Here is a 16,785-nt window from a genome sequence, read left to right on the forward strand (position 1 = left end):
GATTTAAAATAACCATACAGTTTGATAAGGAGTTTTTAGTAATGCAACGTACATTCCCCCTAAAGCTTAATATATTTTTTGTAAAGTGCTTATTAGTACTATGTCTAATTATTTCTGCTGCTATAACGTGGCAATCAATAGTCGTAATTCAAGAAAAAACTGACACACATTCCTTTATTATCATCCCGATTATTATTCTAATAGGCCTTCTATTTTTGCTTATTGGCTATATTTCTAATAAGTATATGTCTACATTTACATTTACCGTTTCACTTATTGTTTTAGCTTTTTCTGTTCGATTAATTTGGGTTCTCTACGTTCCAACTCCTATCGAATCAGATTTTTCAGTGATGTACAATAGTGCTATTCAAGCTACTAAAGGCGATTTTAGTTTTGCACAAGATGACTATTATACTTCATGGGTTTATCAACTTGGATTTACAATGTACCAAGCCCTCATTATTAATTTATTCGGTGAAGGGCCTTTCCTTCTAAAACTTTTAAATATAATGTATTGCACAGGAACAACCTTGCTAATTTACAAAATAACTTCATATGTTTTTAATGAATGGTCTGGAAGAATGGCTGGATTACTATATGCATTATATATTCCAAGCATTGTAATGAGCTCATTACTAACGAATCAACATATTGCCACATTCCTATTTTATCTTGGGTTTTATTTATTAATTACAAAAGGCCTAACCCATAAATATATGTGGATTTTTATAGGGATCTCCCTAGCTTTAGGAGATATTATGCGTCCACTTGGCGCTTTAGTTTTGATTGCAGTAGCTCTTTATGTCTTTTTACAAGGTATATTAGGAAAATCAAAACAGGATATTTTAACTTCTATAAAAAAATTATCTGGGATTTTCATCATTTTTTACCTTGTTCATTACATTATAAGTTCTTCATTTATATCTGCCGGAATTACCCAATACCCGCTATCTAACAGGGATCCTCTCTGGAAATTCACCGTAGGACTTAATCACGAAACAAGAGGTGGATATTCTTCAGCAGATGTAGAATATGTTATGTCCTTTAAGCTTGGAAAAGAACGAGAAGCCGTTGAGAAGAAATTGATTCAAGAGCGACTAGCTGATCCACAAAAGGTTTTATCTTTATTTAGTGATAAATTCACGATTATGTGGGCAGATTATGATTCCGCCCCAGTATGGAGTCTGGCAACACTAAGTAACACAGAGAATGATATGGTTACCTTACAAGACGACCTTAAGACATACGATAAATATATATATATTACAACTATGTTATTTGGTACGTTAGCAACTTTTTATCTCATACTAACCAAGCAAAACAACACACATTACACACTATTTTTATTATTAATAATTGGATATATAACGATTCACTTCTTAATCGAATATCAAACAAGATACCGATACTTTATCATCCCTAGCTTTACAATCATTCAAAGTTCTGGACTATATGTAGTTTATCGTCTCATGTCTAAAAGAAAGACTACAAAAATATAAGATAAGGCCAAATAAAAAAGGCATGAGCTCGATGCAATACCGAGCTCATGCCTTTTTATTTATATTCTTTTTTATTGTAAATATGATTAATGCCAAAAGCAGCTAAAAAGATCATAGGTATTGTAGCCGAATAATGATATCTCGGTGCTACTTCTACTATCATTTGTGCCATTGTTAGCCCAATCGTGTATAAACAAATAATGAGAAGTGAAGATTTATTTTTATTTTTTATAGCTACTAACGCCCCGAACAGTGAAGTAGCTAGTAAAAAGTAATAGAAAACATTAGAAATTATAGTATATCGTACTTTATGATCCATAATTGGATCTGCATATTTAACAGCTTGATCATCGTTCCCTAAAAAGATAATAAATTTATCATACATTAGTTTCCCGAAATCTATATCATCGTTTTTTATTCTCTTTTTCGCTTCTTCAAGCATTTGCTTTTGAACGTCCTGAGCACTCCATCCTGGTTGACCACTATAATGATATAGTAATGCTGAATCCCCTGGATTCCATGTTCCTGAAGCTCCCTTATTAAATCCTACATGAATATTGTATCCCGGCACTGTTGCTATCTCTTCACCTAAACGTAATGTTACATAATGATTTACCGCCGAAGACATCATTAAGTATCCAATAATGATAACCCCTACATATGCCACCTTGTTAATAAGTAGCTTTTTATTCCCAATATGCTTTGTATCTATAATAAACATCCATATTGCTAGGGCTATAATTGGCACTGCTGCAATTGGCCTTGCCATATTTATTAATACAAGTAATGCAGCTACTAGAATTGAATACATAAGAACCTTTGCAATCGTTATATTTGCAATTTTATCATAAACAATTATCATAATTGCCCAGGCTAATAACAGTATTGTACAATACAACGGTTCTGAAAGTGCAAACATGTTATACATCGTTTGTGATGGCAAGAGAATCCATAAAACACTTGCTGTTATCGCTGTTCTCACTCCACCAATTCTTCTAGCTATAAAATATATTAATCCCATCGATATTGTAGTTAAAACAACATTAATAATTGGTGGAATCATAAAGTTTGCCCCAAATATTTTTAGGAAGATACTTAAGAATGAAGCATACCCAAAAATATGTGGAAATAATGCAACATATCTATCATGAATAACAAAGTTGTCACCTAATGCTTTTGCCGTATTAAAAAACGCTTCATAATCACCAATCGGATCAATCTTGTATGTAAGAATCCACGCTGTTTTCACTGCTACACAAATAATTAGCAGTACAAAAAAACATATTTTTTCATTTACTCTTTCAAGGTATAGCGATCCACTGCTAAGTATAAAGTTTCCAATTGTACATAATAATAAAACTCCAACTAATATCATTACATAATTATATTTTTGAGTATCTGAAAAATAATCAAAAATTAATATTGCAACGAAAAAGCTATAAATGCCGTATATGGCACGTGTAGAAAAGGTTGAAAACAATCCAGAAAAACGTTCCAAAAAAACTCACTCCTTAACATATTTATATGGGAAAACATTATATTTCCTAAAAAAATCACACTACCAGCTACTATACATTAATATTATCATGATTTCTATGTTTGCTTTTATATTTCCTAGTATACCAATTTAAAATAATCATTTTATTATGAACAGATTTATTTTATATCCTAAAATGATATCTACCCAAAACATATAACATCTTAGCATAAACTATGATATAATTGATAGTTGTTATGTACGAATAACCTTTTTACATTCCTGTTTTATTTATACATTTTATAAAGTTGAGGATACTATTATGGAGAAACTCTTAAAGTTTGGTTTAGTAGGGATCTTTAATACACTCATTACAATTATTAGCTTTTGGATATTATTAAAATTCGGGATGAACTACCTGATTGCGAATACCATTGCCTATTTAATTGGTGTTGCCAATAGCTATTATTGGAATAAAAATTGGGTGTTTAAACCTAATAATAAAAGCACGTCAATGTTCTTTAAATTTCTAACTGTAAATTTAATTGTATTGGCTTTTAATACATTATGTTTATTTATATTGGTAGATAAACTTACTTTTAATGCATTAATTGCACAGATCTTCGCAATTGGTGTCGGAATGGTTATAAACTTTGTCCTTAATAAAATTTGGACATTCAACCAAACTGAAAAGGCTACTAATTAAACTTGAACAACTTATTAAAAATACGGAGGATACAACATGCAAAAATTAATTTCGGTTGTAGTTCCTATGTACTTCGAGGAAGAAGTAGCACAGGAATGTTATAACCGTTTAAAGTCCGTTATGCTTCAAAATGATATTAATTACGAGTTTGTCTTTGTAAACGACGGTAGCACAGACCGTACAATGGAAATCTTATCTGAGATTGCAGCAAATGATTACCGTACAAAAATCGTTAATTTCGCACGTAACTTTGGACACCAAATAGCTGTTACAGCTGGTATTGCTGCTGCAAAAGGTGACGCTATTGTAATTATCGATGCAGACTTACAAGATCCACCTGAAGTTATTCCTGAACTTATTGCAAAATGGGAAGAAGGATATGAAGTTGTTTATGCGAAACGTAAACAACGTAAAGGTGAGACTTGGTTTAAACTTTTAACAGCTAAATATTTCTATAAATTCTTAAACTACATGTCTGATATCGATATCCCAAAAGATACTGGTGATTTCCGAATCATCGATCGCAAAGTAGCTGATGTTTTCAATCAAATGACTGAACGAAATCGCTTCATCCGCGGTATGATGTCTTGGGTTGGCTTCCGTCAAACGTATGTTGAATATGAACGCGATGAGCGCTTTGCTGGTGAAACAAAATATCCATTAAAGAAAATGATTAAATTTGCATCAGATGGCATTATTGCATTTTCAACAAAACCATTACGTATCGTTATGACTTTAGGTTTATTATCAGTTCTTATTTCAATAATCGTCTTACTATATACAATTACTGTAAAAATTATTGGTACTGGTACGCAAACAGGTTGGGCATCTATTATGGTTGCTATTACATTCTTTAGCGGTATTCAGTTACTTGGTCTTGGAATCGTTGGCCAATATATTGCTCGTATTTATGACGAGAGTAAAAACCGTCCGATTTATATCGTAAAAGAAGCAATCAATATTGAGCAAGAAGAGACTACACAAACAAAAGAAAAAGTGAATGCATAATAAAAAGGTAACAATGAAAACTCTCATTGTTACCTTTTTATATTGTAATACCCCATAAGCCTCAAACGAAATTCTTTTAAATTTGGATATATCTCTAAATTAGATAACATCCCTTGAATGACCGGGATTCTTGGATTTTGCAACCTCATTTCTGCCTCCAAAACATCTAATGTCACAAGCAATTCCTCATCTTCTAATTGATCAGCTAATGTACGTTTAAAAATGATAATTTCTTTTAAAAAGTGTTCCTTAACCTGCTCCTTAATAAGCTCTGATTTGCAAAGAAATTCTCCAAGCTTTTCTTCATGTAACACAGGTTCTTCCGAAGATCCTACCAATCCATCTACTAAATCATCTACTCTTTTCAAAATAAAAGCAGAAACATAAGATAATTCAATTTCTGACGCTTGTAAAATAATTAACTCTAAATATCCACGGCATATGCCTTCTACCATAATGACTAAATCTAATAAATAAGGCATAACCTTCTCACCATAAATAGACAGTAAACTATTCCGATAAAATGCGTGAGACTCTAACTTCATCCGCATCATAAACTCTTCTACTTCTTTATTAAAAGGTATAGCATTTTCCCTCGCATGCATAATAATAAATTCTTTATGCTTTTTTATATCGTTAAACTGGCAATGCAATTGTTTTGCAAATTTTTCACGCGGTAATAATGATTCTTTTTCAATATCCATCATTTTATTTTGAATCTTGTCATAGTAATATCGAAGTGTTGCTAATAAAAGCTCCTCTTTCGATTTAAAGTATAAATAGAAAGCTCCCTTAGATATGCCACAAGCTGTAACAATTTCCTGTACTGATGTCGCATTTACACCCTTAGTCGCAAATAACTTCATAGCCATCTCTATAATTAAACGCTCTTTTTCTTTCATATCATGTCTCTCCTAAATTTAATCTCGCATCTTATTATGAATTTATTATACCATCCCTTTTCATTGACGACTGACCAATCAGTCAGTTATATTATGTATTAGACTGACCAGTTGGTCAATACAATACAAAAGGGAGCGCAAACATGAACAAATTCATTAATTTCTCGTTAAAAAATAAGTTCGCAGTTTGGCTACTAACCATTATTGTTACCATTGCAGGTATTTATTCTGGGCTGAACATGAAGCTGGAAACAATTCCTGATATTACAACACCGATTGTAACGGTAACCACGGTTTATCCTGGTGCTACACCAGAAGAAGTAGCTGACAAAGTTTCAAAACCGATGGAAGAGCAACTGCAAAATTTAAGTGGTGTAAACGTTGTTAGTTCATCATCTTTTCAAAACGCATCTTCTATTCAGGTAGAATATGATTTTGATAAAAATATGGAAAAGGCTGAAACAGAAATTAAAGAAGCTCTCGCAAATGTGAAATTTCCAGAAGGTGTAAAAGACCCGAAAGTTTCACGTGTAAACTTCAATGCCTTTCCTGTTATTTCATTAAGCGTAGCAAGTAAAAATGAATCTTTAGCTACCTTAACTGAAAATGTAGAAAAAAATGTTGTTCCAGGATTAAAAGGACTTGATGGTGTTGCATCTGTTCAAATTTCAGGTCAACAAGTAGATGAAGTACAACTTGTCTTCAAGAAAGATAAGATGAAAGAATTAGGTTTAAGTGAAGATACTGTAAAAAATGTAATTAAAGGATCGGACGTATCTTTACCACTTGGCTTATATACATTTAAAGACACAGAAAAATCAGTTGTTGTAGATGGAAATATTACAACAATTAAAGCATTAAAAGAGTTAAAAATCCCGGCTATACCTTCATCACCGAGCGGTCAAGGTAGTCAAAATGCTGGATCCGGTACACAAACACCGCAAATGAATCCAGCGGCTATGAACGGGATTCCAACAGTTACATTAGACGAAATTGCTGACATTAAAGAAGTCGGAAAAGCAGAATCTATTTCTCGAACAAATGGAAAAGAAGCAATTGGAATTCAAATTGTAAAAGCTGCTGACGCGAATACTGTTGATGTTGTAAATGCAGTGAAAGATAAAGTAAAAGACCTTGAGAAAAAATATAAAGACTTAGAGATTATTTCAACATTCGACCAAGGTGCACCAATTGAGAAATCAGTAGAAACAATGCTGAGCAAAGCCATTTTTGGCGCTATCTTTGCGATTGTTATTATTATGCTGTTCCTACGAAATATCCGAACAACATTAATCTCTGTCGTTTCCATACCACTTTCTTTATTAATTGCTGTATTAGTCATAAAGCAAATGGATATTACGCTTAACATTATGACACTTGGAGCAATGACAGTCGCTATTGGACGCGTTGTTGATGACTCCATTGTTGTTATTGAAAATATTTACCGACGAATGTCGTTATCAGAAGAGAAACTGCGCGGAAAAGATTTAATTCGTGAAGCTACGAAGGAAATGTTTATCCCAATTATGTCTTCTACCATTGTAACAATTGCTGTATTCTTACCGCTTGGACTAGTAAAAGGTATGATTGGTGAAATGTTCTTACCATTTGCCTTAACTATCGTCTTCGCTTTATTAGCATCGTTACTAGTAGCTGTTACAATCGTGCCGATGTTAGCTCACTCTTTATTTAAAAAAGAGAGCATGAGGGAAAAAGAAGTACATCATGAAGAAAAACCAAGTAAATTAGCAAACTGGTATAAACGCATACTTGCATGGGCTTTAAATCATAAAATCATTACATCAAGTATCGCTGTCCTTCTATTAGTTGGTAGTCTTGCACTTGTTCCAATTATCGGCGTAAGTTTCTTACCATCTGAAGAAGAAAAAATGATCATTACAACGTACAACCCTGAACCAGGTCAAACGTTAGAAGACGTTGAAAAAATTGCAACGAAAGCTGAGAAGCACTTCCAAGATAATAAAGACGTCAAAACAATTCAATTCTCATTAGGTGGCGAAAACCCAATGAGTCCTGGTCAATCAAATCAAGCAATGTTCTTCGTGCAATATGATAACGACACGAAAAACTTCGAAAAAGAAAAAGAGCAAGTCGTTAAAGATTTACAGAAGATGTCTGGAAAAGGCGAATGGAAAAACCAAGACTTCGGAGCGAGTGGCGGTAGTAATGAAATTAAACTATACGTTTACGGAGATAGCTCGGAAGACATTAAACCTATTGTAAAAGATATTCAAAATATCATGAAGAAAAATAAAGACTTAAAGGATATAGACTCTAGTATTGCAAAAACGTATGCAGAGTATACTTTAGTCGCAGATCAGGAAAAACTAAGTAAAATGGGTCTAACGGCTGCACAAATCGGAATGGGACTTTCTAATCAACATGATCAATCTGTTCTGACAACAATTAAAAAAGACGGTAAAGATATCAATGTATATGTCGAAGCTGAAAAACAAAATTATGAAACAATCGATGACTTAACAAATCGTAAAATTACAACGCCACTTGGTACTGAAGTGGCTGTGAAAGATGTTATGACTGTAAAAGAAGGGGAAACTTCGAATACAGTGAAACACCGCGATGGCCGTGTTTATGCGGAAGTAAGTGCAAAACTAACATCTGATGACGTTTCAAAAGCATCTGCCGCGGTTCAAAAAGAAGTAGATAAAATGGATCTTCCTTCTGGCGTAGATGTTTCTATGGGCGGCGTGACAAAAGATATTGAAGAATCATTCAAGCAACTTGGCTTAGCGATGTTAGCTGCAATTGCCATTGTATACTTCGTTCTTGTCGTTACATTTGGCGGTGCCCTTGCACCATTCGCAATTTTATTCTCGCTACCATTCACAATTATCGGAGCTCTTGTTGCCTTATTAATCTCTGGTGAAACGTTAAGTGTCTCTGCAATGATTGGTGCACTTATGTTAATCGGTATCGTTGTAACAAACGCTATCGTACTTATCGACCGCGTTATTCATAAGGAAAATGAAGGGCTATCAACACGTGAAGCCTTATTGGAAGCCGGTGCAACACGCCTTCGTCCTATTTTAATGACTGCAATTGCAACAATTGGGGCTCTTATCCCGCTTGCATTAGGATTTGAAGGTAGCGGCTTAATTTCTAAAGGACTTGGTGTAACAGTAATTGGTGGATTAACAAGTTCAACGCTATTAACACTTCTTATTGTTCCAATCGTTTATGAAGTATTAAGCAAGTTCAAAAAGAAAAAAGTAAAATAAAAAAATAACCTCGCTAATTGCGAGGTTATTTTTTATTCCCAAATACGACTAAAAAATCACCATATCCTTCTTTCTCTAATTCCTCTTTTCGGATAAATCGAAGGGCTGCGGAATTAATACAGTAACGAAGACCATTTGGTCCTGGGCCATCCGGGAATACATGGCCTAGATGTGAATCTCCCTCTTTACTTCTCACTTCCGTACGCGTCATATTATGACTGACATCCATTTTTTCTTTCACACTTGCTGACATAACTGGCTTCGTAAAGCTAGGCCATCCACACCCGCTATCAAATTTATCTAAAGAAGTAAATAATGGTTCACCTGAGACGATATCTACATAAAGTCCTTCTTCTTTATGATTCCAATATTCATTTTTAAAGGGTGGCTCAGTTCCATTTTCCTGTGTTACATAAAATTGCATCTCATTTAGTTTTTCTTTTAAATGAGCATTATCTTTTTGCCAATGTTGTTTAATAAACGCATCTCGCCCTGACCCTTTACGGTATAACTCATAGCGGAATGTATTTTTCTTATGATATCCTTGGTGATAGTCTTCAGCTGGATAAAACGTAGCTGCTGGTAATATTTTTGTCGCAATTGGTTTTGAAAAGCGTCCACTCTTTGCAAGCTCTTCTTTTGAAGCCTCTGCTTTTTTATGTTGTTCTTCATTGTGATAAAAAATTACTGTTTCGTAAGACTGTCCACGATCGTGAAATTGTCCTCCTATATCAGTCGGATCAATTTGTCTCCAATATATATTTAATAACTCTTCATACGGCATTTTATTTGCATCAAATGTAATTTGTACTGCTTCATAATGTCCCGTCGTTTCTGAACATACTTCTTTATATGTTGGACTCTCTTTATGACCACCTGTATAGCCAGAAACAACCTTTATAATTCCTTCCATCTCTTCAAATGGCGAAACCATACACCAGAAGCACCCTCCAGCAAATGTAGCTAACTCTACCTTTTCATTTACAGCCATTATTTCACCCCTATTTTATCTTCTGCTTACAGTATGGCATAAAAAACATCATGTTATAAAAGAAAAAGCATCGAACATCGATGCTTTTTCTTTACTTCACCTTATTTTTTCTGGCTTCATGCTCCATTTCATCACTTGTCACATCTAAGACATCTAATAAGAAAATGAAGATTGGAATACCGATAATTAATCCCCATACACCTAAGAAGTGTTCTGAGAAGATTAATACCATAAATGTATAGAAAATCGGTAAGTTTGTTTTTTGCGACATGAACTTCGGATTTAACACGTAACTTTCAAGCGCATGAATTACTGTTACGATAATTAAAATATAAACAACGTACATAATACCGCCAATATTGTAAGCAATCATACAAAGCGGGAATAACGAAATGATAACCCCAGCTACTGGAATTAAACCGAGTAAGAAGATCATTAACGCTAAACCTAATAATTGCGGGAATCCTAATATCCATAGTGCAATAACGGATAAAACACAGTTAACAACTGCAATTAAAAATTGTGCTTCGATTACTTTTCCAAATGAACGTGCAAATTTCTTACCGAAGTACTCAATTTCAGTATAGAAAATTGCAAGTCGGCTTTCTTTAAATTTTGCAGTAAAAGCAACGATCCGAGCTTTCTCCAATAAGAAAAATAAACTCAAAATTAAAGAAAGTAACACTTGAAGGCCAAATTTCCCAACATTCGTAATCGATTTATACAAAATGTCAACGCCTTGTCCTACATATTTCGAAAGTTCCATATGATTGACAGCATTAACTGCATATTTAATTAATTCACTATCTGGTGGGTTTCTTAAAAATACGTTAAATTGATAAATCAATTGTGAAATTTGTATCGTTAATACTGGTAAATATTTAAATAGCGTAATGGCAATTCCACCAATTAACATTACATATAGAAACGCTATAATAATTTTTCGGTTAATGGGCATGAAATGATCTAATTTGCGAGAAATAAACTTTTGGAATCGATCCATTAAATATGTGAGAATAAACGTAATTAAAATTAAATTCAACATACTTTGCAGCCCGTATAACACGAGAGCAAGTATTACTAATACGAGAAACCTCTGAAATCCTTTGCTTTGAAACAGGTTTTTTATTTGCATAATCGACGAGTACTCTCTCCTGTCCTATAAAGTAAAACGTTAATAAGTAGATTTTTCTCTCTTTTCTACTTTTAATTATTCATTCATATGAAGATTTTTATAAGCTTATTATATGTCTCCCTTAGCAGATCCTATAGTAGCTTACTTCTTATTTTACAATACAATGACCTAATTCAAAACGTATTCTACACAGTATTAATGAAGATTTAAGGAAACTTACATTTTGTTAAGATAGGTCTTACCACTACTGTAACATAAAAAGCAAGCTATCAGTAGAAATCTGTCCTACAAATAGCTTGCTTTTCTCATTTTTTAAGTAAGTTTTACTAGCCAATGAATGGCATAAACATCGGTATGACAACTACAGTTACAACTCCCACTACTGTTACAGCAATACTTGCCATAGCTGCCTCTACTTCACCCATTTCAATTCCTACTGCCACTCCTAATGCGTGACCTGCTGTTCCAAGTGCTAAACCTTTTGCAATTGGGTGTTTTACTCTAAATGTTTTTAAGAATAATGCTCCTAATGCGTATACAATAACCGCGTTAAAAATAACTGCAAACGATGTAATTGCTGGTATACCACCAATACTTTCAGAGATCGGTAACGCGATTGCTGTTGTTGCTGCTTGTGGTAACATTGAATTCATTACCGCTGTATCTAGACCAATTGCTTTTGCAACAATGAACACGACAATTACTGAGCAAATAGATCCAACCACGATAGCCGATAAAATTTGCCACCAATATTTTTTCAACTTATCCACTTGTTTATATAATGGAATAGCAAAGGCGATTGTTGCTGGTTCTAAGAAGAAGCTAATCATTTTTCCGCCAGTATTATATTCTTCAAAAGTAAATTTACCTACTTTTAGAAAGACAATCCCTAATACCATCGCTACGAATAATGGTGTGAATAAGAAGAATCCTTTTGAATGCTTAAATAATAATGTTCCGATTCCGTATGCGACTAATGAAACGACGATTCCGAAATATGGAGTCATTGTACTTGCCATGTTCATTCCCTCCTAACAATATATACTAAATTAGTTACGCAACTTTTCCGTGCTTGCGTCCTTTATTTACTACTTTCAATTCTTTTGTATCTTTTGTTTCTTTGTCATCTTTTCCTAAAATGAATTGTGCAAATAACCCTGTTACAGCGAGTAAAATAATTGTTGCTACAACGATTACAGTTAGAATTTGTACAAAATATTGTCCCATTACACCGAGAGAATTAATAACTGAAATACCTGATGGAACGAAAAGGAATCCGATAATACCTGTTAAAGCCGTTCCGAGTGATTCAACTTGTTCCAATTTAATAACTTTTAAACATAATAGGCTAAATAAAATAACTAATCCGATCACCGATGAAGGCATCGGAATTGGTAAATGCGTTGCAATAATATTAGAAACTAACATAATAGCTGAAAATATGAATGCTTGTGATAAGAAACTATATACTTTTTTCGTACTCATTTTGGCCACCTCTTTCGATTTGGTACCTTAATTGTATAAGATACAAACAAATTTGTAAGCGTTTACACAACAGAACGTCAAATATACAAAATTAGTTACAAAAATAGGCAGATGAAATACAAAAAGCTACTTCTTAAATACGAAGCAGCTTTTTGAGTTCTTTTGCATATGTACGGCTAACAGGTACTTTCGATCCTTCTTTCATAATTAAATTATATGTAGAATTGAACCATGGTTGTATTTCTGTAATATGATTAATATTTGCAATAAAACTGCGATGGACACGCATAAAACTTGCTTGCGGCAACTTCTTTTCCAAAATTACAAGTGTATCGTGTGTTACATATGTTTCTCTCGTCGTTTTTACTGTCACCTTTCCGTCCACAAGTCCTACATATATAATATCTTCAATATTCACGAGTACAATCGATTCTTCAATTGGTAATGCTAATTTATGCATCTCGGTCGTTACGTCTACACTCTTTACTTCTTGTTTCGTTTCTAATTTTATTTGTTTTTGCTTTTTATATTTCTTTAATGTCTGTACGATACGTTCTTCATCAAATGGCTTTAAAATATAGTCTAACGCATCTACTTCAAATGCTTGCAATGCATATTGATCATAGGCAGTAGCAAAAACAATTGCAGGGGGATTTTTCATCTTCTTTAATATATTTGCGATTTCAAATCCGTTATCATCAGATAATTGAATGTCTAGAAAAACAATATCTGGTTTGTTTTTCATTAGCTCTTCTAATGCCTCCTCTACACAATCCGCCTCACCAATTATCTCAACTTCTTTCGTTCTCTCTAATAAATACTTTAGTTCGTCACGTGCTAACATTTCGTCGTCAACTACTAATACCTTTAACAATCCGCTCTTCCTCCCCTGCTTTTTTGGGAATAACAAAAGTAATCTCTGTCCCCTCATTTAATTCACTTTCAATATGAAGCATCGTTTCTTTCCCAAATAACCCAATTAGACGTTCATTAATATTATATAAAGCCGTTCCAGTCCCTTTCTTTGACGAAACTACCATCTTTCCTAATTGTTCTAAACGTTTTTCCTCAATTCCTTGTCCATTGTCTTTTACTTCAAAGTGAACCATGCCCTCTTTTTCAAAAACATGCACTTCCACTTCGCATACTGGCTGTTTCTTCGGAAAAGCATGGCGCAATGCATTTTCAACTAATAGCTGAAGTACAAATGGTGGAACTAAAGTCGTCTTTAACCCTTCCTCCATGTACATCTTCACTTCATACTTATTTGGGAACCGTGCTTGTTCTAATGATAAATATGCATGTACATGGTTTAATTCTTGTTCTAGCGGAATCAATAACTGACGTGCCCCTTGCAAATTACAACGAAAATACACGCTAAGCTGTAATAATAACTTCCTTGCTTTTTCTACATCTGTTCGGCATAAAGCTGATACTGTATTAATCGCATTAAATAAAAAGTGCGGGTTAATTTGTGCTTGTAATGCCTTTATCTCTGCATCTTGTAATAATTTGCTTTGCAACTCAGCTTCACCTAATTCAAGCTGCGTGGAAAATATTTTTGCTAACCCTTCTGCTAGTTCCTCTTCAACACGACTTAACTGGTTAGGGTTCTTGAAATACAGTTTTAATGTCCCTATCGTATTTTCATGTGAAGTTAATGGAATAACAATAGCTGCTTGCAGAGGACAGCCTTCATGTTGGCAATTAATAACCTCACGTGATTTCGCTTTCATTATTTTCCCTGTATGTAAAACCTCTTTCGATAAACCTGTTATTAAACTGTGTGAAGGAATATGATGATCTGATGCTAATCCAACGTGAGCTAATATTTTCTCTGTATCTGTTAAGGATACCGCATCCGTTCCCGTAAAACGGTGAATAATTTGTGCCACATGTTTACAAGACTCTTCTGTTAATCCTTGGCGAAAATATGGTAATGTCTTATCAGCAATTCGTAATACCTTATGTGTTTGCAAAGCTTTCGCATTTTCTTCCTGGCGCAAAATAGCTTGTATCATAGAAAGTAAAATAAAACTCCCGAAACTATTCACAAGAATCATTGGTATCGCAATTGTTTTCACGATACTAATCCCATCCTCTACAATTAATAAAATCATAATCATCTCTAAAGAAACGATAAACACACTTAAAACTGCTGAAAATTTAGGCGTAGTTGCACGATTATATTTTTTGAAAATGTATCCAATATACCCCGTTATAACACCTGCTAAAATTGATGAAATTGCACAACTTAGCGCTGTCGTCCCGCCAAGCATATAACGATGAATACCCGCAATCGATCCTACTCCAATTCCAACGATAGGCCCACCAAGTAACCCACTAATTCCAACACCCATAATACGTGTATTCGCGATTGTACTCGATGAAGAAACACCTTGTAGCCAATTTTCATTCATAATTGTATTCCCTGCAATTTCAATTCCCGTGTAATTGCTGACAATTGTAAACACTGAAAAAATACAAATAAGCTTAAGCTTATCTGCATACCCATCTTGTCTATGAAGAAGGCGCCTGAACGTTTTAATATGAGAAAGTAAAAATCCTAAAATAACAATAAGTCCGACACGTTCAATCATCATAAGTACTAAATTTAGCATCTGTGATTCATTCCTTTTTATATGAGTTAGTTTTATTATGGGAAAATAATGAAGTGGGCGTCAAGGAGAATGAAGTATCTTTTGAAATATTTTACACATAACAATTCACTCTTTATTTGACAATCTAATAGAAGAGTGCTAAAAATAAAGTAATATAATACAGTCCTTTAACCCAACCCCGTGAGGTTGAGAAGGAAGTCGGAATATACTATACGTATGGTCTTTTTTAGGGATACGTATGCTTTTTTGGCCTTCTCATCATATCAGGTGAGAAGGCCTTTTGTTATTCTTCCATAGCGACTGTAGAAGAAAATAAGGAGGAGTAATGATGAACGTCACTACTGATGTACAATCAACAACAGAGGAAACGAAGGAAAAAAGATATAAAACATTGTTTGGTTCTGCGCTAGGATATGCAGCAGAAGGTTTAGATATGTTGCTCTTATCTTTCGTACTCGTCTACATTTTAAAAGAATTTCATTTAAGCCCTGTGGAAGGTGGAAACTTAACATTAGCTACCACAATAGGAATGTTAATCGGGTCTTATTTATTTGGATTTATTGCTGATTTATTTGGGCGTATCCGTACGATGGCCTTTACAATCTTACTATTCTCACTAGCAACAGCACTTATTTATTTCGCAACAGATTATTGGCAATTATTAATTCTTCGCTTTTTAGTTGGAATGGGAGTTGGTGGTGAATTTGGGATTGGAATGGCCATCGTAACTGAAACATGGTCTAAAGAAATGCGCGCTAAGGCGACATCCGTAGTTGCACTTGGATGGCAATTTGGCGTACTAGTCGCTTCACTCCTTCCAGCATTTATCGTCCCACATTTCGGATGGAGAGCGGTTTTCTTATTTGGACTCATTCCCGCTCTACTAGCTGTCTATGTTCGCAAAAGTTTAAGTGAACCGAAAATATGGGAACAAAAACAACGATACAAAAAAGAATTGTTACAAAAAGAAGCTGAAGGTCATTTAACAACCGCTGAGGCAGAACAGCTAAAGCAAATAAAAAAGTTCCCACTTCGAAAGTTATTTGCCAATAAAAAAGTAACGATAACAACCATTGGTCTTATTATTATGTCATTCATCCAGAACTTCGGATATTATGGGATTTTTACTTGGATGCCAACTATTTTAGCAAATAAATATAATTACACGCTAGCAAAAGCGAGCGGTTGGATGTTCATCTCTACAATCGGCATGTTAATTGGAATTGCAACTTTTGGTATTCTAGCCGATAAAATTGGCCGCCGTAAAACTTTTACAATCTATTATGTCGGTGGTACTATATACTGTCTCATTTACTTCTTCTTATTCACAAACTCAACATCATTGTTATGGGGAAGTGCACTACTTGGATTCTTTACCAATGGCATGATGGGGGGATTCGGAGCAGTTTTAGCTGAAAACTATCCTGCTGAAGCTCGCTCGACAGCAGAGAACTTTATTTTCGGTACAGGACGTGGGTTAGCTGGATTTGGACCTGTTATTATCGGCTTACTTGCTGCAGGTGGTAATTTAATGGGAGCATTATCTCTCATCTTCATTATCTATCCAATCGGTTTAGTTACAATGCTATTATGTGTCCCAGAGACGAAAGATAAAGTATTAGAATAGATTGAAACTGTACAGGGTACTATCCCCTTCTAGAAAAGTAGTTAAATAAATAGTAAAGAGGAAGCATCTCAAAT

Annotated in this window: 13 protein-coding genes; 5 read left to right on the top strand and 8 right to left on the bottom strand. The window is 34.2% G+C overall.

The window, feature by feature from the left end:
* The first annotated feature begins 41 nt into the window (after positions 1-41).
* Complete coding sequence (locus tag ILS93_RS22920) at positions 42-1,499, top strand: ArnT family glycosyltransferase (RefSeq protein WP_064476034.1); 1,458 nt, start codon at positions 42-44, stop codon at positions 1,497-1,499.
* Between the two features lie 55 nt (positions 1,500-1,554).
* Here the strand turns inward: ILS93_RS22920 and ILS93_RS22925 are convergent, their stop codons facing one another.
* The gene (locus ILS93_RS22925) at positions 1,555-2,997 is read right to left on the bottom strand and encodes a glycosyltransferase family 39 protein (protein ID WP_064476033.1); all 1,443 of its coding nucleotides are present in this window, start codon (positions 2,995-2,997) and stop codon (positions 1,555-1,557) included.
* Between the two features lie 301 nt (positions 2,998-3,298).
* On the opposite strand from ILS93_RS22925, the gene ILS93_RS22930 reads away from it, so the two are divergent.
* Together ILS93_RS22930 and ILS93_RS22935 are read left to right on the top strand one after the other, a co-directional pair.
* The gene (locus ILS93_RS22930) at positions 3,299-3,682 is read left to right on the top strand and encodes a GtrA family protein (RefSeq protein WP_000413281.1); all 384 of its coding nucleotides are present in this window, start codon (positions 3,299-3,301) and stop codon (positions 3,680-3,682) included.
* Positions 3,683-3,718: 36 nt separating this feature from the next.
* Complete coding sequence (locus ILS93_RS22935) at positions 3,719-4,690, top strand: glycosyltransferase family 2 protein (RefSeq protein WP_222661332.1); 972 nt, start codon at positions 3,719-3,721, stop codon at positions 4,688-4,690.
* 29 nt (positions 4,691-4,719) lie between these two features.
* On the opposite strand, the gene ILS93_RS22940 is transcribed toward ILS93_RS22935, so the two are convergent.
* The gene (locus tag ILS93_RS22940) at positions 4,720-5,592 is read right to left on the bottom strand and encodes a TetR/AcrR family transcriptional regulator (protein ID WP_088047709.1); all 873 of its coding nucleotides are present in this window, start codon (positions 5,590-5,592) and stop codon (positions 4,720-4,722) included.
* A 143-nt stretch (positions 5,593-5,735) separates the two neighbouring features.
* On the opposite strand from ILS93_RS22940, the gene ILS93_RS22945 reads away from it, so the two are divergent.
* On the top strand, positions 5,736-8,852 hold the full coding sequence (locus ILS93_RS22945) for an efflux RND transporter permease subunit (RefSeq protein WP_222661334.1): 3,117 nt from the start codon (positions 5,736-5,738) through the stop codon (positions 8,850-8,852).
* A 25-nt stretch (positions 8,853-8,877) separates the two neighbouring features.
* Here ILS93_RS22945 and msrB read toward each other — a convergent pair whose 3' ends face one another.
* From msrB to lytS, 6 genes are all read right to left on the bottom strand, one after another.
* Positions 8,878-9,843: a peptide-methionine (R)-S-oxide reductase MsrB gene (msrB, locus tag ILS93_RS22950; protein WP_064476030.1), complete on the bottom strand. Its 966-nt coding sequence runs from the start codon at positions 9,841-9,843 to the stop codon at positions 8,878-8,880.
* Positions 9,844-9,934: 91 nt separating this feature from the next.
* Positions 9,935-10,978: an AI-2E family transporter gene (locus tag ILS93_RS22955; RefSeq protein WP_001165997.1), complete on the bottom strand. Its 1,044-nt coding sequence runs from the start codon at positions 10,976-10,978 to the stop codon at positions 9,935-9,937.
* A 326-nt stretch (positions 10,979-11,304) separates the two neighbouring features.
* Positions 11,305-11,997: an antiholin-like protein LrgB gene (gene lrgB / locus ILS93_RS22960; RefSeq protein WP_064476029.1), complete on the bottom strand. Its 693-nt coding sequence runs from the start codon at positions 11,995-11,997 to the stop codon at positions 11,305-11,307.
* Positions 11,998-12,031: 34 nt separating this feature from the next.
* Positions 12,032-12,463, bottom strand: coding sequence for an antiholin-like murein hydrolase modulator LrgA (gene lrgA / locus ILS93_RS22965; protein WP_016085373.1), 432 nt, complete (start codon positions 12,461-12,463; stop codon positions 12,032-12,034).
* Positions 12,464-12,596: 133 nt separating this feature from the next.
* Positions 12,597-13,337, bottom strand: a complete 741-nt coding sequence (locus ILS93_RS22970; protein ID WP_064476028.1) for a LytR/AlgR family response regulator transcription factor — start codon at positions 13,335-13,337, stop codon at positions 12,597-12,599.
* Complete coding sequence (gene lytS / locus ILS93_RS22975; RefSeq protein WP_064476027.1) at positions 13,315-15,084, bottom strand: two-component system sensor histidine kinase LytS; 1,770 nt, start codon at positions 15,082-15,084, stop codon at positions 13,315-13,317. Before lytS ends, ILS93_RS22970 begins: the two co-directional genes overlap by 23 nt.
* Positions 15,085-15,412: 328 nt before the next feature.
* On the opposite strand from lytS, the gene ILS93_RS22980 reads away from it, so the two are divergent.
* On the top strand, positions 15,413-16,711 hold the full coding sequence (locus ILS93_RS22980) for an MFS transporter (protein WP_222661337.1): 1,299 nt from the start codon (positions 15,413-15,415) through the stop codon (positions 16,709-16,711).
* Positions 16,712-16,785 lie beyond the last annotated feature (74 nt).

It is taken from the genome of Bacillus sp. 16GRE42 (assembly GCF_019837435.1).
Taxonomy (GTDB): Bacteria; Bacillota; Bacilli; order Bacillales; family Bacillaceae_G; genus Bacillus_A; species Bacillus_A wiedmannii.